The sequence below is a fragment of the Acinetobacter wuhouensis genome, from assembly GCF_001696605.3.
Classification (GTDB): Bacteria; Pseudomonadota; Gammaproteobacteria; order Pseudomonadales; family Moraxellaceae; genus Acinetobacter; species Acinetobacter wuhouensis.
This window is the reverse complement of sequence record NZ_CP031716.1, coordinates 2,645,555-2,667,891: the sequence shown is the minus strand read 5'-3', so window position 1 is coordinate 2,667,891 and position 22,337 is coordinate 2,645,555. Positions and strand designations below refer to the sequence as shown.

Sequence of the window (22,337 nt, the reverse complement as noted above, 5' to 3'; positions counted from 1 at the left end):
CCGCTCTAGTTAAGCCACCTTGTTTTGTTGGGGTAGCTGATCATAGTAAAACTCATTTGGTGTCATTTTGTCTAGACTCGAATGAGGTCGTTTCAAATTATAAAACTCAAAATATGCACTTAATTGCTTTTTCGCATCTGTGACACTGCTATAAGCTTTGAGATACACCTCTTCATATTTAACGCTCCGCCATAATCGTTCAACCATCACATTATCTACCCATCGACCTTTACCATCCATACTGATTTGAATGCCATTTGATTTCAATACATCAATAAATGCATCACTGGTAAACTGGCTGCCTTGGTCTGTATTAAATATTTCAGGTCGACCATATTTTTCAATCGCTTCATTTAAAGCCGAAATACAAAAATCCACCTCCATACTAATCGATACCCTATGCGCAAGTACCTTGCGGCTATGCCAATCAATCACAGCACATAAATAAACAAAGCCTTTTGCCATAGGGATATACGTTATATCCGTAGACCACACTTGATTACTGCGCTGAATAGCCAACCCTTTGAGCAGATATGGATATTTACGGTGAGCTTGATTAGCCTGGCTTAAATTTGGTTTGCAATATAACGCCTGAATACCCATTTTCTTCATTAAAGTACGTGTATGACGTCGTCCTATATGATGTCCTTGACGATTCAACAAATCACGCATCATACGACTGCCTGCAAAAGGATATTGCATATGTAATTCATCAATACATCGCATCAGCTTCAGATCTGATGCACTCACAGGTTTTGGGCGATAGTAATAACAACCACGGGAGACTTTCAGCAGCTTAGCTTGCTTAGATACTGAAATCTGAAGTGAGTCGTCGATTAACTTTTGTGGTTGAAGCGGCCCAGTTTCTTCAACACACCTTCTAAAAAATCAATTTCTAATGCCTGCTCACCGATTTTTGCATGTAGTTTTTTTAGATCGATGGGTGGTTCTGTTGGAGCTTTTGATTGATCGAAAGCTTGCGAGGAAGCTGAGATCAATTGATTTTTCCAGTCAATAATTTGGTTTTGATGAACATCAAACTCAGCACTCAATTCAGCAAGTGTTTTTTCTGCTTTAATCGCAGCAAGTGCTACCTTAGCTTTAAAATCATTTGAATGATTTCTTCTTGGTCTACGTGCCATAAAATACTCCATATATTGATGTTTATAACATCATTTGAGGAGCAGAATATCACTTATAGGAGTTGTTCAAATTTACGGATCCATCTCTTCAATATCTTGTGGTGCAGGTTCGTAATAACGCTTCTTTTCAGTAGAGTCTTGTGGCATTGGTTTAACCTTATTGAAATTTTTTATGAAGATTTAAAATGGTTTTGTAGTTTTTGACGGAGTCTTACATCAAAAGTTTTAATTTAGGGATTAGCCTTCGGCTCGACCTCCTTTTCTTTCGGGAAAAGGAGGCAAAACCATTGTCATCCGCAAAACTCGTCCACTTCCGTCAAACTATTGAATACATCGCAGAAACATATCTGATTAAAAGTAGTCCTGCCTCAAACACGTTGCGGATGACGTTATCGCGTATCCATATTGATCGAGAAGCAAAAACTGCTTTTATGTTACTGTGTAACGTTAGTTAAATTGAGCAAAATCAGGTTTACGCTTTTGCATAAATGCTGCAACAGCTTCAGCCATTTCAGGTGATTTTACACGTTGCATAAAGACCACGGCTTCATCATCTACACATTGAATAATTTCTTCAAGATTGTGTTTCATCAAGGCTTTAGTTTGTTTAATTGAAGCCAAAGGCAATGCCGCAAGCGTTTGGGCTTGGTGTAAAGCATGACCATAGACATCATCTTCAATACTATTGATTAAACCAGCACTTAAAGCTTTTTCACTGTTAAACTTCTGAGCGGTTAAAAGCAATTCAGCCGCTTTATGATAGCCCGCTTGTTGAATAAGCAGTTTGCTCGAAGCACCTTCAGGAGAAAGTCCTAAGCTGACAAATGGAATTTGGAAGAGGGCTGTATTGTCTGCATAGACGAGATCTGCATGCAGAAGAATCGTTACACCAATCCCAATTGCAACACCGCGCACTGCACAAATCAAAGGCTTAGAAAAACGTGCTGCTGATTTTAATAACACAAAAGGAGGTCCATCACCTTCTTTACCTTCTTGTTTATTCTGTAAAGACTGTAGAAAGTCTTTCATGTCATTGCCAGCACTAAAGTCAGCACCTGCACCACGTAAAATCACAACACGGACACTGTTATCTTGATCTGCTTCATCTAAAGCTGACGCAATCCAAAGATACAATTCACCGTACAAGGCATTTTTTGCTTCTGGTCGGTTAATTGATAAAGTCAGTACACCATTTTCTAAATTTGCGTTTAAATGTTGATGCGGTTGTTGAATACAACGAAATGTCATCGTACTATCCTTGCTTTAAAATTTAATTGGATTTTATGCCCTCATTATGTCGCATATTTGAAAATATGTTGCAACTGGTGAGTTCATAAAAAATGATTTTTATGACTTATAAATTTGATGATCTTGTCTATATTGGACGTTTTCAGCCTTTTCATTTGGCACATATGCAAACCGTGAGTATTGCATTACAACAAAGCCAATACGTGATTTTGGCACTCGGTTCAGCACAGAATGAGCGAAATACCAAAAATCCTTTTCTAGCCCAAGAAAGGGAACAGATGATTTTATCGAATTTTTCTGAAGCCGATCAAAAACGCATTAAATTCGTGCATGTGATTGATGTTTATAATGATGTGAAATGGGTTAAATTGGTAAAATCATTGGTCAATGAAGTCGTCAAACCTCAAGATAAAATCGGATTAATCGGTCATTTCAAAGATGATTCATCTTATTATTTAAAATTATTTCCTGAATGGGAAATGGTTGAATTAGACAGCTTAGTTGGTTCAATTTCTGCTACACCATTACGAGAAGCATACTATCGAGGTGAAATTAAACACACGGAATTTCCACAAGGAACGATAGAATTTTTACAAAACTTTAAAAAAAGTGATATGTATCAACAATTGCAACACAAATTCGACACTCAGGACAAATCGAATCTCTAACTTTATTGCATAGAATGAAGCTTTGCAGGCAGTAAACCAGACCTTGTACTGCTAAGGCTAAAACAAAGTTAAGGATATATCATGCAATTGAATCAAAAACGATTGAATCAAAAGATTGCCAAAGCTGTTATTTTTTCGACTGCTGTATTGAGTACAAGCGCATTTGCCACAAACTGGACTTTAACGCCATCGAGTCGGGTTGGGTTCAATATAGATTCAATGGGAATAAGCATTGTCAAAGGGCAGTTTAAGCGTGTGCAATCTTCACTTAACTTTGATGTAAAAGCACCACAAAAAGCATCGACTGAATTTGTAATGGATGTAAATAGCCTAAGCATCAATAAATCTTCCTTGAAGAATATGATCTTTGGTGAGGATTTATTTTATGCGGCTAAGTATCCTTCAGTATCTTTTAAAAGTACAAGTTTTAAAGCACTTTCAAACAATAAGTATCAAATTATTGGCAATTTAACGCTACGTAATGTGACTAAATCAGTCATATTTGATGCGACGATTAAACCGAATACGAGTAATCCGAAACTTTTGGATTTTAATTCATCTACGACGATTAACCGTAGTGATTTTGGGATGAAAAAAGCTGTGGGTGGTGTCGGAGAAAAAGTGAATATTCAAGTGAATGGACAATGGAAAGCACAATAGAGCATTGTGTTGCATGTGATTTATAAATCTGAATGTTGCTACTCTAATACATTATTGCCCCTATACATCCTTATTGCAAAACACTTTGTGCCGTTGTTTTTAGCACTTGGGTAATTTGATCAAGTTGCTTGGATTGTTGTTTCCAATGATGCCAATAGAGTGGTAAATCAATTTGAAGTGCTGGAGAAACTTCGATCAAAGTACCATTAGTAAAAAAATCTTTGGCTTGATAATAAGGTAACCAGCCATAACCTAAGCCCATAGCAATCGCATCGACAAAACCATGTGATGAGGGAATAAAGTGATGTGGATATTGTGCGACATTTAAACCAAAATTCTTTTGTATATAATCAGTATGCATACCATCTTTGGGATTGAAAATAAGGGCAGGTGCGAGCCGAATTGATTCACGATTGACACCATTTTTAAACCATTGCTGACAAAACGCAGAGGTCGCGACAAAATGATAATGCATAGTGCCAATATACGCTGCACTGCAACCTTTCATGGCTTGGGCTTCTGTGGTCACACACGCATTGACTAATCCGGCTTCAAGTAAATGATGCGTCTGTGACTGATCATCGACCTGAAAATGTACCACAATCTGATTTTCAACCAGACACGATTTTAAAACAGGCAATAGCCATGTTGCTAAAGAATCAGCATTGGTTGCGATATTGACCTGATAAAAAGAAGAAGCTGTTTGCCCTGTCAAATTTTGCAAAAAGTTCTGCTCAAGCAATTTGCTGTGTTGTAAATAATGCAACAGTGACTGTCCAACCTGTGTCGGTTTGCAGGGGCGTTCTCTAACAATAAGTAGATGCCCTAGACTTTTTTCCAAGCTCTGTAAGCGTAATGTCACTGCAGACGCTGTGATGTTTAGACGCTGTGCAGCCTGTTCAAAACTTCCTGTTTCTGCGACAGCCAAGAAAGCTTCACTATGTTTACTTTGTAACATCTTCCAATCGACTCTATTGCAAAGGTGGATATATTAATTGCTAAAGATCATTAATTTATCGAAGAATTAAAGATCTCTGACTAAAAATAGCATAGTTATTAAAGCTAAGAAAAACTCAGTAATGATTATATTTATTTAGAAATACTCACTTTATAGCATAAGTGAAGATAATAGCGTGATTGATAGAAATGTTAAAAGTGTAGTGTTAAATGTTGCAGAGTTATATACAGGGGATGGCTGTAGGATTCAGTCTGATTATTGCGATTGGGGCGCAAAATGCATTTATCCTCAAGCAAGGCTTAAAAAAGCAATATGTTTTTTGGCTGTGTGTGATTTGTGCAGCTTCAGATTCGATTTTGATCTTATTGGGCGTACTGGGTTTTTCACATGTAGTACAAAGTCATCCTGAAATTGTAAATTGGGCGAAGTATTTTGGTGCGACGTTTCTATTTTTTTACGGCGCGCAACATTTTATTCAAGCCTTTAAAACATCAAGCAGTTTATTACCGAGTGAAAATAGTGAATCAAATTTATTCAAAATGATTTTGATTTGTTTGGCATTAACTTGGCTGAATCCACATGTGTATCTGGATACCGTGGTGTTGATTGGTTCAATTTCGACAAAGTTTGAGACGACAGCAATGTATTTTGCAATGGGTGCAATCACAGCATCTTGGCTATTCTTTTTTACGTTGGGTTATGGTGCGCGATTATTATTGCCTATTTTTCAAAATCCTAAAGCATGGAAAATATTAGATTTTATCATTGGAGTGGTGATGTGGGGAATTGCGATTTCATTGGTGATTTAAAATTTCCCTCATCCTCTTGCGGAGCAAGCGCCTCATCCCTGAGCCATATATGGCGCAAGGAAAGGGGCTTTCCATTAATAATATTAATCCGCTTGTAATGCTTTTAAGTCTTCTAAAACTTGTTCCGCATGCCCCGCAGCTTTAACCTTACGGTATTCTTTAACCAATTGACCTTTATGGAAAATAAAGGTTGAGCGTTCAATCCCCATCACTTTTTTACCATACATATTTTTTTCTTTAATCACGTCAAAATGTTTGCAGAGTACTTCTTCTTTATCACTAATCAAATTGATGGTTAAAGCTTGCTTTTCCGTAAAGTTTTGATGTGCTTTGACTGAGTCACGAGATACCCCAATGATGGTAGCATTCAATGCGTCAAATTGATCTTTAATACATGAGAAACCAACAGCTTGTGTGGTACAACCAGGCGTATTGTCTTTTGGATAAAAATATAAAACTAACCATTCTGTACTCAGTTCAGTTAGATTGATTTCACCTGTAGTGGTCGGAAAACTTTGATTCGGCAGTTGGATTTGTTCAGTCATTGTCATTCCTTAAATTTACGAAGCTTCTAATTCAAGCGTTAAAAAGGCATAATTTTGATGATAAAGAATAGCACCTTTATGCACTGAAAGCGGATTTTTAAATATCGGTGCATCAATTACGGTGGTATGAAACTCACCAGATTCTCCACATGGATCTATACCACGTGCAAGTAATTCATTGACATAGTCATGATCAATCACACGACCTAAATCTTCCGTGGTCATTCCAAGGTCAAGATTGACTGTCACGACAATACAAATAAATTTCAGTTGAATCAGTTCATTGACCACTTCAAGACGTGGCTTTTGCCACAAAGGCATCCACAGTTCAAGTTGTTGTTGTGCCGAAACTGATTGATTCCACTCTGCATGACCGATTAAGTCTATATCACCTGTAACTAAAACTTCAGCACCATAGCCTTTAGCTTCTGCCAAGACGTTGAGAAACTGAGATTCATAGCTTTCCCATGTGGTTGTGGTTTTGAGAATAGGCAGTCCCAGTGCTGCTGCTTGTGCATCAATAATATCAAGTGGCATCGCATGTGAGCGTGAGCGAATACCATGTTCATCTAAGGTAACGATTAAGGCAACGGCTTGACCTTGCTGCATTGCATAGTACAAGGCAAGGCTACTGTCTTTGCCACCGCTATAAGATGCGACGAATTTACGTGGTTGAATGGAAGAGTGAGTTGAATTTTGCATGGGCAGGCTTGTAATGCTTTTGTTAAAGCTGGTGTATAAATCAAATGCGAAAAAAAGCCTGCATTAAGCAGGCTTGATTGAATCAGTATTATTTTTTCGCTTGAGCAGCTTTGATCGCAGCTTCAGTTAAAGTTTCTAACTTGCTGGTTAACTGAGGACCGAAACATGCTTTAAGTTCTTTATTTTGTTGCTGTACAAAAGCTAAACTTGATGGGTTTTTCTTTTGGTTTACAGCGCTTTGGATTTCCCATTTTTGAGCTTCAGTCACTTTACCTTGAGCATCAATTTGGCAACCACAGAATTTGCTGACTTCAGCAGAAGTCAGTTTTCCACCTTTCGCTGTTTCAGTTTTACATACATTCACAAGCGCTGATTTTACATTGGTGCTTTTATAAGCTTGTTGAAGCGGATTTGCTTCAGCAGCAAAAGCAGCTGTTCCCATTAAAGCCGAAGCTGAAAATAAAGTTGAAAGAATAAGACCTGATTTTAAGTTTTTCATAAAATGTACCTTGTTATTGCGGTATATAGCGAGTTGGATCTGCAACACCTGCATCCATAAAACCTTGTTTACGAAGTCGGCAGCTATCGCATTTACCACAAGCGCGTCCTTGGTCATCTGCTTGGTAGCATGAAACCGTTTGACTATAGTCTACGCCATGTTCGATGCCTAAGCGTATTATATTCGCTTTGGATAAATGTAACAGAGGTGTTTCAAATTTAAGAGGTTTTCCTTCTACACCAACTTTGGTTGCCAAACGCGCCATATTGGCAAAGGCGTCAATAAATTCAGGTCGACAGTCAGGATATCCTGAATAATCAACAGCATTGATACCAATCACAATGGCTTGTGCATCAAAAACTTCTGCTGCTGCCAGTGCATAAGACAAGAAAATCGTGTTACGTGCTGGAACATAAGTTACAGGAATACCATCAGTTTCATGATCAGGGATATCAATGTTATGGTCTGTAAGTGCTGAACCACCTAAATTGCCTAAATCAATATTGATGACCCGATGTTCTACACCCGCGCGTTGCGCTAAAGCACGTGCAGCATCTAGTTCAGTGGTTGAACGCTGACCATACATAAAACTTAAAGCGATGCATTCATAATTGGCTTGAGCCCAAGCTAAGCAAGTTGTTGAGTCTAAACCACCAGATAGTAAGACTATGGCACGAGGGCGCATATCCAATTCTCCAAAATATCAATTAAAACAAATAACAAAAGGTAAATAAGTAAGACGAAGGATTAACGACCAGTTTCGTCATTCCAAAGCAATTTATGTAATTGCAATTGGAAACGAACAGGGAGATGGTCTTCTAAAATCCATTGAGCTAAATCACGTGCGAGTTGTGGTAAACGAACAGCACCTTTTTCAACAGCAAAAGCAGGAGAGAACCACACAGTGCTGACTTTTTCATTTAACAAAAACTGTTCAACTTGCTGCTTTGACCATTCATAATCTTCTCGATTACAGATCACAAATTTAATCTGATCATGCTGAGTAAGATGTTCTAGATTACTCATCAAATTTCGAGCAGCTTCACCTGAAGTAGGTGTTTTTAAATCTAAAACTTTTGAAACCCGTGGGTCAACTTTAGATACATCTAAGGCACCACTGGTTTCTAAAGATACTTCACAACCGAGATCTGCAAGACGTTGCATTAAAGGCAAAGCATTGGGTTGAGCAAGTGGCTCACCACCAGTGACACAGATATATGGTGTTTTAAAATCTAATGTGGTTTGAATAATTTGGTCAAGTGACTGACGTTCGCCACCTTCAAACGAATAGGTTGTATCACAATAGGTACAACGCAAAGGGCAACCAGTTAAACGAATAAAAACAGTCGGTAAACCCGCGGCATTGGCTTCACCTTGTAACGAATAAAAGATCTCCGTAATACGTAACCCCGCAGACGGATCAGAAACAGGAATAGTTGAAGAACGAAGAGCATTCATGAGATTTACCACAGCTTACAAAATGAAAAATCTCTACGATCAAATTTGACCGTAGAGATGAGGAGCGATTCAAACTCCGAGGAACATTAGGTTCCGCAAAACGATTGATATTTCGTGATTATCAATTAGTCTTCACGAAGTAATTCGTTAAGGCTTGTTTTAGCGCGTGTTTTAGCATCGACTTTTTTTACGATGATTGCAGCATAAAGGTTGCAAGTACCATCTTTAGATGGAAGGCTACCAGATACGACTACAGAACCCGCAGGTACGCGACCATAGTGGATTTCGCCAGTTTCACGGTCAAAAATCTTAGTCGATTGACCAATGAAAACACCCATTGAAATCACAGAACCTTCTTCAACGATTACACCTTCAACGATTTCAGAACGTGCACCAATGAAGCAGTTATCTTCAATAATGGTTGGGTTTGCTTGAAGTGGTTCAAGAACACCACCAATACCAACACCACCTGATAGATGTACATTTTTACCGATTTGAGCACATGAACCTACAGTTGCCCAAGTATCCACCATTGTGCCTTCATCAACATAAGCACCGATATTGACATAAGAAGGCATCAACACCACATTTTTTGCTTGGAAAGAGCCTTTACGTGCAACAGCAGGCGGTACAACACGTACGCCAGCAGCTTTAAATTGTGCTTCAGTCCAACCTGTAAATTTAGTATCTACTTTGTCATAGAATTGAAGATCACATGATTCAATTGGTTTATTATCATTGAGCTTAAATGATAAAAGAACCGCTTTTTTCAACCATTGATGAACAATCCATTTACCATCAATTTTTTCAGCGACACGTAAGCTACCGTTATCTAAGCCAGCAATCGCTTGTTCAACAGCTTGGCGTACTTCAGCAGGACAGTCTGCAGCAGTAAAGTTAGCACGATTTTCAAACGCTTCTTCAATGATCGTTGAAAGCTGAGTCATGTTCTTCTTTCCAAAAAAATTTTAAAGATTCTACACCAAATCGCACTGGGTTTAGATATAAAATCGAACTTCAATTTAAAAAACTCACGATGAAATTTAAAAATTGCTTTAAAAAGTTGTTTAGCTCAACTATTTCTTAAAAAAGAAAGTGTTTATAAACAAATATTAAAGTTAAATTGTATCAAAAGTTAACAAAAAGTAATCAATTTTCACCTTAATTACGTCAATCAAATCACATATTATGCGTTTGAGTCGAAACACATTAACGATTAAAGAACAAACTCATGTTTAATTTGAGGAGATAGAAATGAAAGTGTTAAAAGTACTAACAGTTGCAACTGCATTATTGGCATCAGGCGTTGCAATGGCTGATGAAGCTGTTGTAAACCAAGGTAATGTTTTTAATGCAAATCAATTACTTCCTACAGGTGCTCGTGTTGAAGTAGGTACAACTGGTTATGGTGGTGCTTTACTTTGGACAGCAAATCCTTATGTAGGTTTGGCTCTTGGTTATAATGGCGGCGACATTTCTTGGACTGATGATGTATCAATCAACGGTACTAAATATGATGCAGATATGGATAATAAATTAGCATATTTAAATGCTGAAATTCGTCCATGGGGTGCGAGCCAAAATGTATGGGCACAAGGTCTATATGTAGCTGCTGGTGTAGGTTATGTTGATAGTGAATATGACCTTAAAAAACGTTCTAGTGATGGCACAATTAAGGTAAATGGTAATAACTATAACTTTAATGGTGAAGTATCAGGTAAAATGGACTATAAAAATGATATAGCTCCATATGTAGGGTTTGGTTTTGCACCTAAAATCACAAAAAATATTGGTGTATTTGGTGAAGTTGGTGCGTACTACACTGGAAATCCTGATGTGAATTTACAATCAAAAGGTAATTTTGTTAATGTAAATGGTGCAGATTTTGATCGTGATTTAGCAGCTGAAGAAAACAAAATCCGTAATGATGATAAATATGAATGGTTGCCAGTTGGTAAAGTTGGTGTAAGCTTTAACTGGTAATTGCATCTAGATTCTTTTTAGAATCCAAAAACGAGCTTCGGCTCGTTTTTTTATGCGTAATGAATATTGATAATACCTTTAAAACATAAATCAAAAGTGATAACCAAACTTAATTCCATGCACAAAAGCGTAATTGTTATTAACTCCAGATAAAGTTGAATTTTGCGTGACTGAATTGAAGGGGTTCAGTGAGTCGAGATCAGCTTTATTGAAGTAAATATAATTGATCCCATAGGCGAGATAATAATTTTCATCTGGTTTATATACCGCTCCAATTCCTAAACCATAATATCCATTAGATGGATTAAGTGTTCCTGCGGGATTGTCAGTGCCTGAATCCCATAGCATTTCAGCCGCACCGATCCAGTGTTCGCTAAACTTATGTGCAAGTCCAAGCTTTGCTGACCATTGGTCACTTTTATATTCAACTAAATTAAATGGCTTTGCTGTCGTAGGATAAAGTGAAACGTAATAGTCGATGACTGTACCAAATTGAGTGGGTTGAATTTTAAAATCTTTCCAATTGACCCATCGCAATGTGCTGTAGAGATAATTGTGTTGACTTAAGCCTGTTTGAAAATCTAAATTCACCGATTGTGGTGTATTGATTGTTGTTTTGGCAAAAGGAACAAATTCTAAATTTTGACCATAAAGGTCTTCTGTAATACTTGCCTTATGTTCGATTTTAGAACGATAGGTGAGCGCAGTTTTAAACGCATATTCAGGAATTTGATAACTGAGTCCCGCAAGCCAACCTTGTCCCGCACTTTTTTTAATTTTTGCATGATAACCACTCAATGTAGAATAGTTTTCACCCATCACTTCAAGTTCACCCTGAAATTGTTGATATGCAGTACCTGCATAGATATTCCATTGCGATGAGGGTTGATAACCGAATAACAATGAAATGTTTTCACTCGAAAAATCTAATTTTCCAGACTCTAAAAGCGGTGCACCAGTTTGTAATTGTGGTTGGTATTGATAATCCATATCCATACCATAGGGGTGATCATAAATTAGACCAAAGGAAAACTGCGGAGTAAGTTGTAGCTTTGCAGCGACATTGAAAAAATACTGATCATTGATTAAATTTCCAGTGGAGAAATTCTCAACGCCTTGTTGTTTTAAAGCTTCAGTTTGTGGAAGCTGACCTGATACATTGGCATGCATTTGTGCATAGGACAGTTCGACATAATGATCAGACTCTAAAAATGATTGAATAGATTGATTAGACGTTTCTATTCCAGCAGCACTACTTAAAATAGGAACAAAAGTGCCTAAGGCAAGCCCCCATGTGATTGTGTTCATTGCTACCCCGAATTATTTATAATGTATAAATAAAAAATAAGGTTAAATTTTATACTATAAATCTTCATGAAAGTAAAAATAATATAAAAATCAATGATTTTAGAAATTCTAAAAAGTGTTTGTTAATATTTTAATGATTTGAAATTCGTGAATTAAAAAAAGAGCAATAAAAAAGGAGAGTTTAAACTCTCCATCTTTTGTTAGTGCTTTCTGAATTAATCGTCCGGATACGCTATTTTTTTCAATGCTTTGATGTCCGCATCCGGTGAGCAGAGAGAAATAAACTCGTAACCATAACCTCGAAGTAAGTGACCTTTACGCACTGCAATCCAAGTGGTATTTAAACCAAAAATATCAGTATCAATTTGTTTTAAACGATGATCACGTTCATTGTCATACGCCACATCATTGACAATACCAACCCCCATGCCTAACTCGACATAGGTTTTGATGACATCGGCATCGAGAGCTGACATGACAATATCAACATCTAAATTGGCATCTTCAAATGCTTTGTCAATTTTAGAACGGCCTGTAAAACCGCCGTGATAGGTGATAATCGGATATTCTGCTAATTTTTCTAAGGTAATATCTTTAGGATCAAGCTTGGTTAAAGGATGATCTTGCGGGGTAATGATGCTATGTTTCCAGTTATAGAATGACACGCTGCCCAAGTTTTCTTCTGTGGTCAATGATTCAGTTGCAATACCGATATCAGCAAGACCGAGTAGAAGCATTTCAGAAATTTCAACAGGGCTGGCTTGTTGTAAAATCAAATGTACTTTTGGGAACGCTTTTTTAAACAAATTCACAATTGGTGGTAGAACATAACGCGCTTGCGTATGAGTCGTTGCAATGGTCAGCGTCCCTTCATCGACTTTATTAAAATCATCAGCAAGGCGTTTGATATTATCGGCATCGATTAACATACGTTCAACGATACTGAGTAGGGCTTGCCCAGGTTCAGTTAAACCTAAAAGACGTTTACCTTTGCGAACAAATAATTGTACGCCGAGTTCATCCTCAAGATCTTTAATGTGTTTACTCACACCTGATTGTGATGTGTAAAGTGCTGCTGAAGCTTCAGTTAAATTATAATTTTGACGAACTGTTTCTCGGATAATTCGTAATTGTTGAAAGTTCATTGTTTCGATACCTCAATTGTGGATGAGTCTGTTACGACTCACCCAGTCGCCCATTATGCGACTTGATTTTCAAATAGGTGAAGTGTCGAAGCACTTACCCAAACTGTTTGATTTGGTCTGTATTGATGTAACTTTGCATCTTCTGGATTGAGTGCAATTTCAATCAAGTTCCCTTGACGATCTTGTAATTCTGCCATCACCTTACCAGCAATCCACAATTCACGTAAGAAGGTGGCTTGGATTGCATTCTCAGTCGGTTGCGCATGAATTTTTAACTCATTTGGACGCGCGAATGCAATGACTTTACCGTCGGCAGTATTACGTGCAGATGGTAGTTGGATACGATCATCACCGATTTGAATAATGCCTTGATGATTTTCACCTTCAAAACGATTGGCTTGACCTAAGAAGTCAAAAACAAACGGTGTTGCAGGCTTTTCATAAACTTCACGTGGTGAACCAATTTGTTCAATATCACCTTTATTCATCACGACGATTTGATCGGCAACTTCTAAGGCTTCTTCTTGGTCATGGGTTACGAAAATTGAAGTGATATGTAATTCATCATGTAGTGTACGTAACCAACGACGCAGTTCTTTACGGACTTTAGCATCCAAAGCACCAAAAGGTTCATCCAGTAACAATACACGAGGTTCAACCGCTAAAGCACGTGCCAAAGCAATACGTTGACGTTGACCACCCGACAATTGTGCAGGATAACGATCTGCTAAAAAGCCAAGTTGGACTAAATCCAATAAACGTGTGACACGTTTTTTGATTTCATTCTCATTCGGGCGAGTCGCTTTAGGGCGAACACGTAGACCAAACGCAACATTGTCATAGACAGTCATGTGGCGAAATAATGCATAGTGTTGGAATACAAAACCGACTTGACGTTCACGAACATGCACTTTGGTTGCATCTGTCCCTTCAAGGATAATTTTGCCACTATCCGCAGACTCCAGACCTGCAATAATACGGAGTAAAGTGGTTTTGCCACAGCCCGATGGACCGAGTAGGGCAACCAACTGACCATCTGGAAAATCTAAAGAGATGTTTTTGAGTGCATGGAATGCACCGAAGTTTTTTTCAATATTTTTTACTTGAATACTCATTGTGCAATTCCTTAAGAAACGGTTGACTCTTTGCTTTCACGATCTTGTTTTTCTTGGCGATACTCAACCCATGTTTTTAGAATAAGGGTAATGATTGCTAAGAACGCTAACAAGGTCGATACAGCAAAAGCAGCACTAATCGAATTTGGTTCGTTATATAAAATTTCAATATGCAGCGGTAAAGTATTGGTTTCACCACGAATGTGACCTGAAACCACAGATACTGCACCGAACTCACCCATGGCACGTGCATTACATAGAATCACGCCATAGATCAAACCCCATTTGATATTTGGAATAGTAATTTTCCAAAAGGTTTGCCAACCTGAAGCACCCAATACAATTGCCGCTTCTTCTTCTTCAGAGCCTTGCGCTTCCATCAACGGAATCAGTTCACGTGCAACAAAAGGCACTGTGATAAAGACGGTGGCAAGGACGATCGCAGGCGTTGCATATAAAATTTTAATATCATGTTCAATCAGCCATGAGCCGATCCAACCTTGTGAACCGAAAATCAACACCAACATTAAACCCGCAACAACAGGAGAGACTGAAAATGGTGAGTCAATAATGGTGGTTAAAATCGCTTTACCACGGAAATTAAACTTCGCCACACACCAAGCCGCAGTTACACCAAAGATGACATTCAATGGCACGGCAATCGCAGCTGTCAGTAAAGTGAGTTTGACTGCTGATAAGGTATATGGATCAACCAGAGAGGCAACATAAACTTGAAAACCTTGTTTAAATGCTTCAACAAAAATCAAGATTAACGGTAATATTAAACAGCCTAAAAAGAAAAGTAAGGCAATAATTAATAAGATGTAACGTACCCAAGTCGGTTCACGTGTCGCATCACGAGATTGCAATTTAATTGCTAACTCATTGCTATTGGTATTTAAGCTCATCGTGCAGTTCTCCCTGTACGGCGACTTGCCCATGCTTGAATCAAGTTAATGACAAAGAGGAATGCGAAAGAGATAATCAACATCACCACGGCGATGGTTGTTGCACCTGCATAATCATATTCTTCAAGACGGGTAATAATCATCAACGGTGCGATTTCAGTTTCGTAAGGAATGTTCCCTGCGATGAAGATCACTGAACCATATTCACCTACACCACGCGCAAATGCCAAAGCAAAACCAGTGAGTAAGGCAGGGAATAAGATCGGTAAAATAATTTTTGTCACGATCTGAAAACGGTTTGCACCTAATGCAGAAGCGGCTTCTTCTAGCTCAGTTTCAAGATCACTTAAAACCGGTTGCACAGTGCGTACCACAAATGGAATACCAATAAAAATCAACGCCAAGGTAATACCTAAAGAGGTATAAGCAATTTTGATTCCTAAAGGTTCTAGGAGTTGACCAATCCACCCCGTTGATGCGTAGAGTGAGGTGAGTGCAATACCAGCAACTGCTGTCGGCAGTGCAAAAGGTAAATCGACCAAAGCATCTACAATACGCTTACCTGGAAAAGAATAACGCACTAAACACCAAGCCAATAACAAGCCGAAGACCACATTGATCAACGCTGCGACAAGGGCGGTGGAAAAACTCAGTTGTAAGGATTTAATAATTCGTTCAGAACTTAAAATTTCCCATAAACCATCCCAGCCCACGCCTAAAGATTTTATGAATACGGCAGAGAGTGGTATAAGCACGATTAATGATAAATACGCTAGGGTGAAGCCTAGAGATAGACCAAAACCTGGCAGCACTCGGGATCGCTGCGACATGATGACTCCTCAAAAGAGAGAAAGCTTATTGAAGTCAATAAGCAAATTTAAAACAATTCGGCAAGCTTAAAAGGCAATGGTTAAATTGCAAATTTAAAAAACAACTTGGTCTCATCAGTATTACTAATAAAGAAATCTTGTTTCTCTAAAATTAAATGGTCATAGATTTCAGGAAAATGTCCAAAACCAGATGCAACATTGATATGTCCCACTTGTCCTAAGTTTCTAGGTCTGATTTTCCAAGCCTTCGCCAGCTTCTGCGCATTTTCAAAATCTAGCCATGGATCATTTTCAGAAATGATCATTTCAGCAGCAACATTGATTTTAAGTCCATGAAAATAAGCTTCGTAGTTTCCAAGACTGTTCCGTGCAAAACCTGCTTCACCAAAGCGTGATGGATTGGCTGGTGCAACTAAAATAACTTTTCTAACTTTAGCTGTAACTTCAGGATGTTGTGCTAAGGCTGCAACAGTCGTAAGACATCCGAAACTGTGAGCGACAATTTGAACAGGATCTTGAGCTTTATTCAGCGTTTCGATAAATTGAGCAACCCAATCTTTGAGAATCGGTAGATTCCAATCCTGTTGTTGTACACGGGAACAAGACACGAGTTCACGTTGTAGTTTTGATTGCCAATGATCATATTCACTGCCACCTACACCTGGAACAATAATTGTGTGAATCATGTCTATGCTCCTATTTCTTGAATGAACTTTATTTAAATCTTATTTACTTGCTGCATTGGCTTTGACGATTTGATCAAATACACCATTATTATCAAAATGTTGTTTTTGAACTTTGGTCCAGCCACCAAACTCTTTATCAATCGTTACCAATTTTAAAGGTTTGAATGTCGTTGCATATTTTTTCAAAGTAGCTGCATTACGTGGGCGATAGAAGTTCTTCGCTGCAATCTCTTGACCTGCTGGTGAGTACAAATAGTTTAAATATGCTTTTGCAAGATTTAAGTTGCCATCTTTCTCAGCATTCTTTTCAACAATCGCAACAGGTGGTTCAGCTAAAATTGAAAGTGAAGGTGTGATAATTTCAAATTTACCGGGTTGTTCACGAGTCGAGAGGAAAGCTTCATTTTCCCAAGCCAAGAGCACATCACCGATACCACGTTCAGCAAATGTTGTGGTCGCACCACGCGCACCTGAGTCCAACACTTTGGTTTGTTTATAAATTTGACGAACAAAGTCTTGTGCTTTCGCGTCAGAACCATATTGGTGTTTTGCCCAAGCCCATGCTCCTAAATAGTTCCAACGTGCACCACCCGATGTTTTTGGATTCGGTGTTACGATCTCAACACCTGGTTTTACCAAGTCGCCCCAGTCTTTAATGCCTTTTGGATTGCCTTTACGAACAAGGAAAACGATGGTTGATGTATACGGTGTCGAGTTTTGTGGAAATTTCTTCTGCCAGTCTTTTGGTAATAGATTCGTACTTTGTGCAATTGCATCGATGTCTGCTGCCAGTGCTAAAGTCACCACATCAGCTTGTAAACCATCAATCACAGCGCGAGCTTGTTTGCCAGAACCGCCGTGAGATTGTTTAAAGTCAATCGTTTGACCAGTTTTAGATTTCCAATATGTCGAAAAGCTTTTGTTGAAATTTTCATACAGTTCGCGTGTCGGATCATAAGAAACATTTAAAAAATCTTTCGCTGTAACGCTGAGAGAAGTTGTTGATAATAATGCTGCAACAACAGCGAATTTTAGTTGAGTGAACTGCATTTTTTGCCCCATTTATTTCATAAGTTCGGTAAGATGGAGTGAGCATAACGCTAGTCTTTATTCATAAAAAATAATAAAAAACGAATTTTATATGAATAAATGTGAATTAGTTAATGCAGATATTGTTATCGTCATTTGTGCATAGGTCAGGAAAATTGCATCATGATTTGCTTTAAAAATGCTCAAAAAATTGATTTTATTCCACTTTTAGATCGAGCTTTTCATTATGGTGATGGTTGTTTTACCACTGCAAGATTTCATCAAAATGTCATGGAGTTAGAGTCCTTACATCGTGCACGTTTAAAACTAGCCGCTGAACGCTTGTATTTAAAATTCAATTTTGATGTTTTAGAGCAATCTTTGGATGTATTAAAGCAACAATTTCCAAGTCTAAATGGTACGTTGAAAATTATTCTAAGTCGTGGTGAGGGCGATCGTGGTTATGCCATGCCTGAGCATGATGCTGACTTATATGTACTATTTTACCCAAAAGCGACGGATGCTTTTCAACCTGAGTTTATTCATAGTGGTGTTTTGGAACAAGCGATTGGTTTAGTCATGCCAAATTTAGTCGGTTTAAAGACTTTAAACCGTTTAGAACAAGTCATGTTAAAGAAAGAAGCACAAGAAAAGGGCTGGTTGGAAGCGCTGGTTACGGATGTACAAGGTTCGATTGTTGAAGGGGTGAGCAGTAATTGTTTTATTCAAATAAACAATACATGGATTACGCCTGAACTTCGTTATAATGGCGTACATGGTGTGATGCGAGCTGAAATTTTGTCTCGAATGCATCAGCAAGGTATTCGATGCGAACAACGTTATATTGATATGGATGAAATACGTAATTTTCAAAGCGTATTTTTTTGCAATGCGTTGAGCCCGATGAAAATTGTTGAAACTTTAAATCAACAGCCTTTAAACACTCAATCTTGTGTTGAGTTATTCCAAACTTTAAATTTAAGTCAGTTTAATTCTCATGTCTAAAGCAAAATCAAAGCCCAAATCTAAAAAGAATACTTCTGATAAAACGGGCAATAAAATTTATAAAGGGATCATCATTGTATTGGTGGCGATCTTGGTGATTGCCACCATTATTTTAAAAATGAGCATTTTCAAAAGTTATCCCGTCGAGGGGGCAAAGCAAAAGCTTTCGATTACAAATGGTGAAACGTATACAGGCTTTATTGATGATCTTGCAAAAGAGAATAAAGTTAGCTTTCCAATTGTACTGAAGTTTTATCGCAAACTTTTTATCCATGACACCATGAAAGCGGGTGTTTATGAAGTCAAACAAGGGATGAGCGTTCGTCAAGTTTTGGAAATGATTTCTAACGTTGAAAATGCACAAATGAGCCGTCTTTTGGTGATTGAAGGGACGACGTCTAAACAGTTAATTCAATCTTTAAAAAATGATCCATTGATTGAGAAATCAGTGATTCATTTACCGCCTGCTGAAATGCTGAAAGCATTAAATATTCCATACGATCATCCTGAAGGTTTGTTTGCACCAGATACGTATTTCTTTGATAAAGGTGAATCGGATAAGAAAATTTTGACGGATTTATATCAACGTCAAATGAAAATTTTAGATGAAGCTTGGGAAAAACGTGCTCCAAATTTACCGTATAAAGATAAATATGAAGCATTGATTATGGCTTCAATCATCGAAAAAGAAACCAGTGTAGATCGTGAGCTTCGTCAAGTTTCAGGGGTATTCTACCGCCGTTTAAAATTAGGGATGCGTTTGCAAACAGATCCTACGGTGATTTATGGTATGGGTGATAAATACCAAGGCAAAATTTCTAAACAAGATTTACGTACACCGACTGCTTATAATACTTATACGATCAATGGTTTACCGCCAACACCGATTGCTTTACCAAGTAAAAAAGCCATTGAAGCGACCATGCATCCTGATGATTCTGACAATATTTACTTTGTTGCAACAGGCAATGGTGGTCATAAATTCTCAGCAAACTTGGATGACCATAATCGTGCGGTACGAGAATATATTGAAGTTATGCGAGCGAAGAATTAAGGAATGAGCATGTTTATTAGTTTTGAAGGTACTGAAGGGGTTGGTAAAACCACGCTCATCCAAAAGTTGTATGAACATTTTCAGCAACAAGGAAAAGCGGTTGTTCTGACTCGTGAACCAGGTGGAACGCCTCTTGCTGAACAAATCCGTTCTTTATTGCTGTCAGTCAATCATGATGAGCAAATGAGTCATGATACTGAATTGTTATTGATGTACGCAGCGCGCGCACAGCATTTGGAACTGGTAATTTTACCTGCATTAGCGGAAGGTAAAATTGTCTTGTGTGATCGTTTTACCGATTCGAGCTTTGCTTATCAGTGTGCGGGTCGTGGTTTAAGTCGTGAAAAATTACAACTTTTAAATCAAAACTTTGTTTCAAAAATGCCTGATATTACTTTTTGGCTCGATGCACCAATTGAACTAGGAATGACCCGTGCAAGAGCGCGTGGGGATTTAGATCGTTTTGAGCAAGAAAAAGTGGTATTTTTTGAATCGGTACGCAGTGGATTTGCTGAAATTCATGCACGTGACCCTGAGCGTATGAAGCGTCTAGATGCGATTCAAGCGCAAGAAAAAGTATTTGCCGATGCATTGGCTTATGTTAAATAAAATTCCAAGTCAGTTCTAAATTTAGAGGATAGGTTGAATGATAAAATTCAACCTATTTTTTTGAGCGAAAGTGTTAGTGTTTTGGTGGGTAAAAGGCTTTATATTGTCAATGGTCAGGGATAGGAAGACTTTATAAGATGAAAAGCAATAAGACCGAAATTGTACAATTTTTACAGCAATTTTTTAGCCCAAGCTTAGAGCGATGCGAAATTGAAGAGGTGACTGAAAAGGGTGCTTCATTGGTATGGCATGTCGCAGAGAATGATCTTCGACCAGGGGGCACAATTTCAGGGCCAACCATGATGGCATTGGCTGACTTCGCTCTTTATGTTGCGATTATGGGTGAAATTGGATTGATCGGTTTGGCTGTGACCACCAATATGAATATTAATTTTTTACGCAAACCTTCTGGTGGTGTCGATATTCGTGGTGTGTGTAGATTGATGAAAGTGGGTAAAGCACTGATTGTTGGTGAAGTATGGATTTATTCATTGGATTCCGATGATCCTGTGGCACATGTGACAGGGACGTATTCAGTTCCACCTCAAAAGTAAAATTCAAAAAATTGAGAACATTAAATCTACCATTTACTTTAGGGTCTGTTGACATTTCATAAATGGCTTGCGTTGTCGGCTAAAATTGAGCAGACGAGGCATGAAGTGCAAAGAATGGTGGTTCCATTTTTAAACTTCATAACGAAGTTTGCGATAATTTTAGCCACAACCCTTCGGGACTAGTGTATTTTTAGCTGCTACTTCGTTGTGAACTACTCACTTAAAATAACTAAGTTTCGTATTTCACGCCTAGTATCAGCTAAAAATATACAAAGTCGCAAACATGGACGAATTGTCAACAGACCCTAATGTTCTCAAAAATGCTTCATTAAATTTCGAATAAAAATCAAATTTGCAGTGTACTCTCGTTTTTATAATGTTAAATTATTAATAATAAATACATTATTTAAAAAATATATAGTAAATGGAAGCGAGAATATGTCATTAGATCATGAAGTCGTCCAGTTGTTTAAGGAACAGGTTTTTCCTTTATCTGAAAAATTGACGGAAATGCTGAATGAACACTATTCACATCAAACCGAGCGTCGTGGCTGTGGCTTTACGCAAGCGACACGTGTTTTGGCAGAATACATCAATTTCCCACGTGATCAAATTGAAGGCACAGATCTAAAAATATTCCAAGATTATGATTTTAAAAAATTAAAAAAAATTATCGATCAAAAGAGTTTGTATGATTTAGAAATCGAAGATTGGCATAATTTAGATCAGAATGTATCTATTCAAAATTTTATTCGCCAAGCAAAAGAAGATGACTTCAAAACATTAGTGGAACAAGAGGTTCGATTTCAGGCAAATTTAAGAAAAGTGTCACAATCTGCACAACTCGAAGAAAGTAAAATCATTTGTGCGATGTTAGAGGACGTGATTTTGCCCAAGTCAGCGCGTGAAACAGGCTATATCGAAATTCAAACTTTATCAGAAAAGCCAAAAGTTGGCTCATGTCCAATGGCAGAAGCTTTTTTTCTGAAAATTGCCCATCGTTCCATGCTCAGACAGGGCTCAATTAATATTTTTGTGGATGATCAAAATCAGCCGTTGCTGATTGAAAAGATGAATATGGGAGATAATCATTCATGTATTAATTTACAGCCGCTTATAATGAATGGTATACGGATTCCAGTGGGTTCATTATTTTCAGTCGAATATGATATTGAACAAATTACAGATAAAAGCCCAAATAAAGAGTTTAAAGGTTTTATTATTCCGTATCAGGCGATTCAAAAATTTTGGTTTTTACGTTTAACGACATTGGCGATCTCTCCTGAAAATCGTAAGAGGGCGTTTAGTACCCATTTTGAACAGCAAGTACATAATGGGTTATTTAGTCCAGATACGACATTGTTAAAACAATTGGATGATGTTGCAAAGTCGCAACTTAGTGCGCTAAGTCTCGGATAGTTT

The 22,337-nt window shown here is 37.9% G+C and carries 25 protein-coding genes; 9 read left to right on the top strand and 16 right to left on the bottom strand.

Translation table 11 applies throughout. From position 1 onward, the window contains the following. Positions 1-9: 9 nt before the first annotated feature. Positions 10-1,142 (bottom strand): IS3-like element ISAba14 family transposase gene (locus tag BEN71_RS13425; RefSeq protein ID WP_223155595.1). Its coding sequence is split into 2 segments (ribosomal slippage): positions 10-890 and positions 890-1,142, totalling 1,134 coding nucleotides; the frame shifts between segments, so codons are not numbered across the junction. A 447-nt stretch (positions 1,143-1,589) separates the two neighbouring features. Continuing rightward, complete coding sequence (locus BEN71_RS13420) at positions 1,590-2,390, bottom strand: enoyl-CoA hydratase (RefSeq protein WP_068974765.1); 801 nt, start codon at positions 2,388-2,390, stop codon at positions 1,590-1,592. Positions 2,391-2,491: 101 nt separating this feature from the next. Here BEN71_RS13420 and BEN71_RS13415 point away from each other — a divergent pair, with 101 nt between their 5' ends. Both BEN71_RS13415 and BEN71_RS13410 read left to right on the top strand, forming a co-directional pair. Beyond that, positions 2,492-3,058, top strand: a complete 567-nt coding sequence (locus BEN71_RS13415) for a nicotinate-nicotinamide nucleotide adenylyltransferase (RefSeq protein ID WP_068974764.1) — start codon at positions 2,492-2,494, stop codon at positions 3,056-3,058. An 81-nt stretch (positions 3,059-3,139) separates the two neighbouring features. Continuing rightward, positions 3,140-3,718 (top strand): YceI family protein, encoded by a 579-nt coding sequence (locus tag BEN71_RS13410; protein ID WP_068974763.1) that lies wholly within the window; start codon positions 3,140-3,142, stop codon positions 3,716-3,718. Positions 3,719-3,788: 70 nt separating this feature from the next. Here the strand turns inward: BEN71_RS13410 and BEN71_RS13405 are convergent, their stop codons facing one another. Next, a complete protein-coding gene (locus BEN71_RS13405; protein WP_068974762.1) occupies positions 3,789-4,676 on the bottom strand; it encodes a LysR family transcriptional regulator ArgP in 888 nt (295 codons plus the stop codon). Between the two features lie 209 nt (positions 4,677-4,885). Here BEN71_RS13405 and BEN71_RS13400 point away from each other — a divergent pair, with 209 nt between their 5' ends. Then, positions 4,886-5,485 carry a LysE/ArgO family amino acid transporter gene (locus BEN71_RS13400; protein WP_068974761.1) on the top strand — a complete coding sequence of 200 codons (600 nt, stop codon included), beginning with the start codon at positions 4,886-4,888 and terminating at the stop codon, positions 5,483-5,485. Between the two features lie 83 nt (positions 5,486-5,568). On the opposite strand, the gene BEN71_RS13395 is transcribed toward BEN71_RS13400, so the two are convergent. The 6 genes from BEN71_RS13395 to dapD form a co-directional block, all read right to left on the bottom strand. Beyond that, entirely contained in the window at positions 5,569-6,030 is a 462-nt protein-coding gene (locus BEN71_RS13395) for a peroxiredoxin (RefSeq protein WP_068974760.1), read from the bottom strand. 15 nt (positions 6,031-6,045) lie between these two features. Next, positions 6,046-6,732: a Dph6-related ATP pyrophosphatase gene (locus BEN71_RS13390; RefSeq protein WP_068974759.1), complete on the bottom strand. Its 687-nt coding sequence runs from the start codon at positions 6,730-6,732 to the stop codon at positions 6,046-6,048. Between the two features lie 88 nt (positions 6,733-6,820). Continuing rightward, on the bottom strand, positions 6,821-7,231 hold the full coding sequence (locus BEN71_RS13385) for a hypothetical protein (protein ID WP_068974758.1): 411 nt from the start codon (positions 7,229-7,231) through the stop codon (positions 6,821-6,823). 13 nt (positions 7,232-7,244) lie between these two features. Beyond that, positions 7,245-7,916 carry a 7-cyano-7-deazaguanine synthase QueC gene (gene queC, locus BEN71_RS13380; RefSeq protein WP_068974757.1) on the bottom strand — a complete coding sequence of 224 codons (672 nt, stop codon included), beginning with the start codon at positions 7,914-7,916 and terminating at the stop codon, positions 7,245-7,247. Positions 7,917-7,978: 62 nt separating this feature from the next. Next, positions 7,979-8,689, bottom strand: a complete 711-nt coding sequence (queE, locus tag BEN71_RS13375) for a 7-carboxy-7-deazaguanine synthase QueE (RefSeq protein WP_068974756.1) — start codon at positions 8,687-8,689, stop codon at positions 7,979-7,981. 125 nt (positions 8,690-8,814) lie between these two features. Next, positions 8,815-9,636, bottom strand: coding sequence for a 2,3,4,5-tetrahydropyridine-2,6-dicarboxylate N-succinyltransferase (dapD, locus tag BEN71_RS13370; RefSeq protein WP_068974755.1), 822 nt, complete (start codon positions 9,634-9,636; stop codon positions 8,815-8,817). 307 nt (positions 9,637-9,943) lie between these two features. Between dapD and carO the strand changes: the two genes are divergently transcribed. Next, the gene (gene carO, locus BEN71_RS13365; RefSeq protein ID WP_068974754.1) at positions 9,944-10,672 is read left to right on the top strand and encodes an ornithine uptake porin CarO; all 729 of its coding nucleotides are present in this window, start codon (positions 9,944-9,946) and stop codon (positions 10,670-10,672) included. Between the two features lie 90 nt (positions 10,673-10,762). Here carO and BEN71_RS13360 read toward each other — a convergent pair whose 3' ends face one another. The 7 genes from BEN71_RS13360 to BEN71_RS13330 form a co-directional block, all read right to left on the bottom strand. Then, entirely contained in the window at positions 10,763-11,980 is a 1,218-nt protein-coding gene (locus tag BEN71_RS13360) for an OmpP1/FadL family transporter (RefSeq protein WP_068974753.1), read from the bottom strand. Between the two features lie 215 nt (positions 11,981-12,195). Beyond that, the gene (locus tag BEN71_RS13355) at positions 12,196-13,125 is read right to left on the bottom strand and encodes a CysB family HTH-type transcriptional regulator (protein ID WP_068974752.1); all 930 of its coding nucleotides are present in this window, start codon (positions 13,123-13,125) and stop codon (positions 12,196-12,198) included. Between the two features lie 53 nt (positions 13,126-13,178). Further along, positions 13,179-14,240: a sulfate/molybdate ABC transporter ATP-binding protein gene (locus tag BEN71_RS13350; RefSeq protein WP_068974751.1), complete on the bottom strand. Its 1,062-nt coding sequence runs from the start codon at positions 14,238-14,240 to the stop codon at positions 13,179-13,181. A gap of 11 nt (positions 14,241-14,251) precedes the next feature. Next, a complete protein-coding gene (gene cysW, locus BEN71_RS13345; protein ID WP_068974750.1) occupies positions 14,252-15,148 on the bottom strand; it encodes a sulfate ABC transporter permease subunit CysW in 897 nt (298 codons plus the stop codon). Then, complete coding sequence (gene cysT / locus BEN71_RS13340; RefSeq protein WP_068974749.1) at positions 15,145-15,978, bottom strand: sulfate ABC transporter permease subunit CysT; 834 nt, start codon at positions 15,976-15,978, stop codon at positions 15,145-15,147. The genes cysW and cysT overlap by 4 nt, the downstream gene beginning before the upstream one ends. 80 nt (positions 15,979-16,058) lie before the next feature. Next, positions 16,059-16,664: an RBBP9/YdeN family alpha/beta hydrolase gene (locus tag BEN71_RS13335; RefSeq protein ID WP_068974748.1), complete on the bottom strand. Its 606-nt coding sequence runs from the start codon at positions 16,662-16,664 to the stop codon at positions 16,059-16,061. A gap of 39 nt (positions 16,665-16,703) precedes the next feature. Next, positions 16,704-17,714, bottom strand: a complete 1,011-nt coding sequence (locus BEN71_RS13330) for a sulfate ABC transporter substrate-binding protein (RefSeq protein WP_068974767.1) — start codon at positions 17,712-17,714, stop codon at positions 16,704-16,706. A gap of 162 nt (positions 17,715-17,876) precedes the next feature. On the opposite strand from BEN71_RS13330, the gene pabC reads away from it, so the two are divergent. The 5 genes from pabC to BEN71_RS13305 all read left to right on the top strand — a co-directional run bounded on the left by pabC (position 17,877) and on the right by BEN71_RS13305 (position 22,334). Next, on the top strand, positions 17,877-18,698 hold the full coding sequence (gene pabC, locus BEN71_RS13325; RefSeq protein WP_068974747.1) for an aminodeoxychorismate lyase: 822 nt from the start codon (positions 17,877-17,879) through the stop codon (positions 18,696-18,698). After that, a complete protein-coding gene (gene mltG / locus BEN71_RS13320) occupies positions 18,691-19,752 on the top strand; it encodes an endolytic transglycosylase MltG (protein ID WP_068974746.1) in 1,062 nt (353 codons plus the stop codon). Before pabC ends, mltG begins: the two co-directional genes overlap by 8 nt. A 9-nt stretch (positions 19,753-19,761) precedes the next feature. Then, positions 19,762-20,361, top strand: a complete 600-nt coding sequence (gene tmk, locus BEN71_RS13315) for a dTMP kinase (RefSeq protein WP_068974745.1) — start codon at positions 19,762-19,764, stop codon at positions 20,359-20,361. Positions 20,362-20,498: 137 nt separating this feature from the next. Further along, entirely contained in the window at positions 20,499-20,915 is a 417-nt protein-coding gene (locus BEN71_RS13310) for a PaaI family thioesterase (protein ID WP_068974744.1), read from the top strand. A gap of 438 nt (positions 20,916-21,353) precedes the next feature. Then, complete coding sequence (locus BEN71_RS13305) at positions 21,354-22,334, top strand: hypothetical protein (RefSeq protein WP_068974743.1); 981 nt, start codon at positions 21,354-21,356, stop codon at positions 22,332-22,334. Positions 22,335-22,337: the final 3 nt, after the last annotated feature.

What these genes read in the sequence shown, in the direction of transcription:
- mltG (WP_068974746.1), top strand. Translation starts at nt 18,691, where the DNA reads ATGTCTAAAGCAAAATCAAAGCCCAAATCTAAAAAGAATACTTCTGAT.
- cysT (WP_068974749.1), bottom strand. Translation starts at nt 15,978, where the DNA reads ATGTCGCAGCGATCCCGAGTGCTGCCAGGTTTTGGTCTATCTCTAGGC.
- BEN71_RS13395 (WP_068974760.1), bottom strand. Translation starts at nt 6,030, where the DNA reads ATGACTGAACAAATCCAACTGCCGAATCAAAGTTTTCCGACCACTACA.
- BEN71_RS13355 (WP_068974752.1), bottom strand. Translation starts at nt 13,125, where the DNA reads ATGAACTTTCAACAATTACGAATTATCCGAGAAACAGTTCGTCAAAAT.
- BEN71_RS13350 (WP_068974751.1), bottom strand. Translation starts at nt 14,240, where the DNA reads ATGAGTATTCAAGTAAAAAATATTGAAAAAAACTTCGGTGCATTCCAT.
- BEN71_RS13360 (WP_068974753.1), bottom strand. Translation starts at nt 11,980, where the DNA reads ATGAACACAATCACATGGGGGCTTGCCTTAGGCACTTTTGTTCCTATT.
- dapD (WP_068974755.1), bottom strand. Translation starts at nt 9,636, where the DNA reads ATGACTCAGCTTTCAACGATCATTGAAGAAGCGTTTGAAAATCGTGCT.
- queC (WP_068974757.1), bottom strand. Translation starts at nt 7,916, where the DNA reads ATGCGCCCTCGTGCCATAGTCTTACTATCTGGTGGTTTAGACTCAACA.
- carO (WP_068974754.1), top strand. Translation starts at nt 9,944, where the DNA reads ATGAAAGTGTTAAAAGTACTAACAGTTGCAACTGCATTATTGGCATCA.
- tmk (WP_068974745.1), top strand. Translation starts at nt 19,762, where the DNA reads ATGTTTATTAGTTTTGAAGGTACTGAAGGGGTTGGTAAAACCACGCTC.
- BEN71_RS13400 (WP_068974761.1), top strand. Translation starts at nt 4,886, where the DNA reads ATGTTGCAGAGTTATATACAGGGGATGGCTGTAGGATTCAGTCTGATT.
- queE (WP_068974756.1), bottom strand. Translation starts at nt 8,689, where the DNA reads ATGAATGCTCTTCGTTCTTCAACTATTCCTGTTTCTGATCCGTCTGCG.
- BEN71_RS13415 (WP_068974764.1), top strand. Translation starts at nt 2,492, where the DNA reads ATGACTTATAAATTTGATGATCTTGTCTATATTGGACGTTTTCAGCCT.
- BEN71_RS13305 (WP_068974743.1), top strand. Translation starts at nt 21,354, where the DNA reads ATGTCATTAGATCATGAAGTCGTCCAGTTGTTTAAGGAACAGGTTTTT.
- BEN71_RS13335 (WP_068974748.1), bottom strand. Translation starts at nt 16,664, where the DNA reads ATGATTCACACAATTATTGTTCCAGGTGTAGGTGGCAGTGAATATGAT.
- BEN71_RS13420 (WP_068974765.1), bottom strand. Translation starts at nt 2,390, where the DNA reads ATGACATTTCGTTGTATTCAACAACCGCATCAACATTTAAACGCAAAT.
- BEN71_RS13310 (WP_068974744.1), top strand. Translation starts at nt 20,499, where the DNA reads ATGAAAAGCAATAAGACCGAAATTGTACAATTTTTACAGCAATTTTTT.
- BEN71_RS13330 (WP_068974767.1), bottom strand. Translation starts at nt 17,714, where the DNA reads ATGCAGTTCACTCAACTAAAATTCGCTGTTGTTGCAGCATTATTATCA.
- BEN71_RS13410 (WP_068974763.1), top strand. Translation starts at nt 3,140, where the DNA reads ATGCAATTGAATCAAAAACGATTGAATCAAAAGATTGCCAAAGCTGTT.
- cysW (WP_068974750.1), bottom strand. Translation starts at nt 15,148, where the DNA reads ATGAGCTTAAATACCAATAGCAATGAGTTAGCAATTAAATTGCAATCT.
- BEN71_RS13385 (WP_068974758.1), bottom strand. Translation starts at nt 7,231, where the DNA reads ATGAAAAACTTAAAATCAGGTCTTATTCTTTCAACTTTATTTTCAGCT.
- pabC (WP_068974747.1), top strand. Translation starts at nt 17,877, where the DNA reads ATGATTTGCTTTAAAAATGCTCAAAAAATTGATTTTATTCCACTTTTA.
- BEN71_RS13405 (WP_068974762.1), bottom strand. Translation starts at nt 4,676, where the DNA reads ATGTTACAAAGTAAACATAGTGAAGCTTTCTTGGCTGTCGCAGAAACA.
- BEN71_RS13390 (WP_068974759.1), bottom strand. Translation starts at nt 6,732, where the DNA reads ATGCAAAATTCAACTCACTCTTCCATTCAACCACGTAAATTCGTCGCA.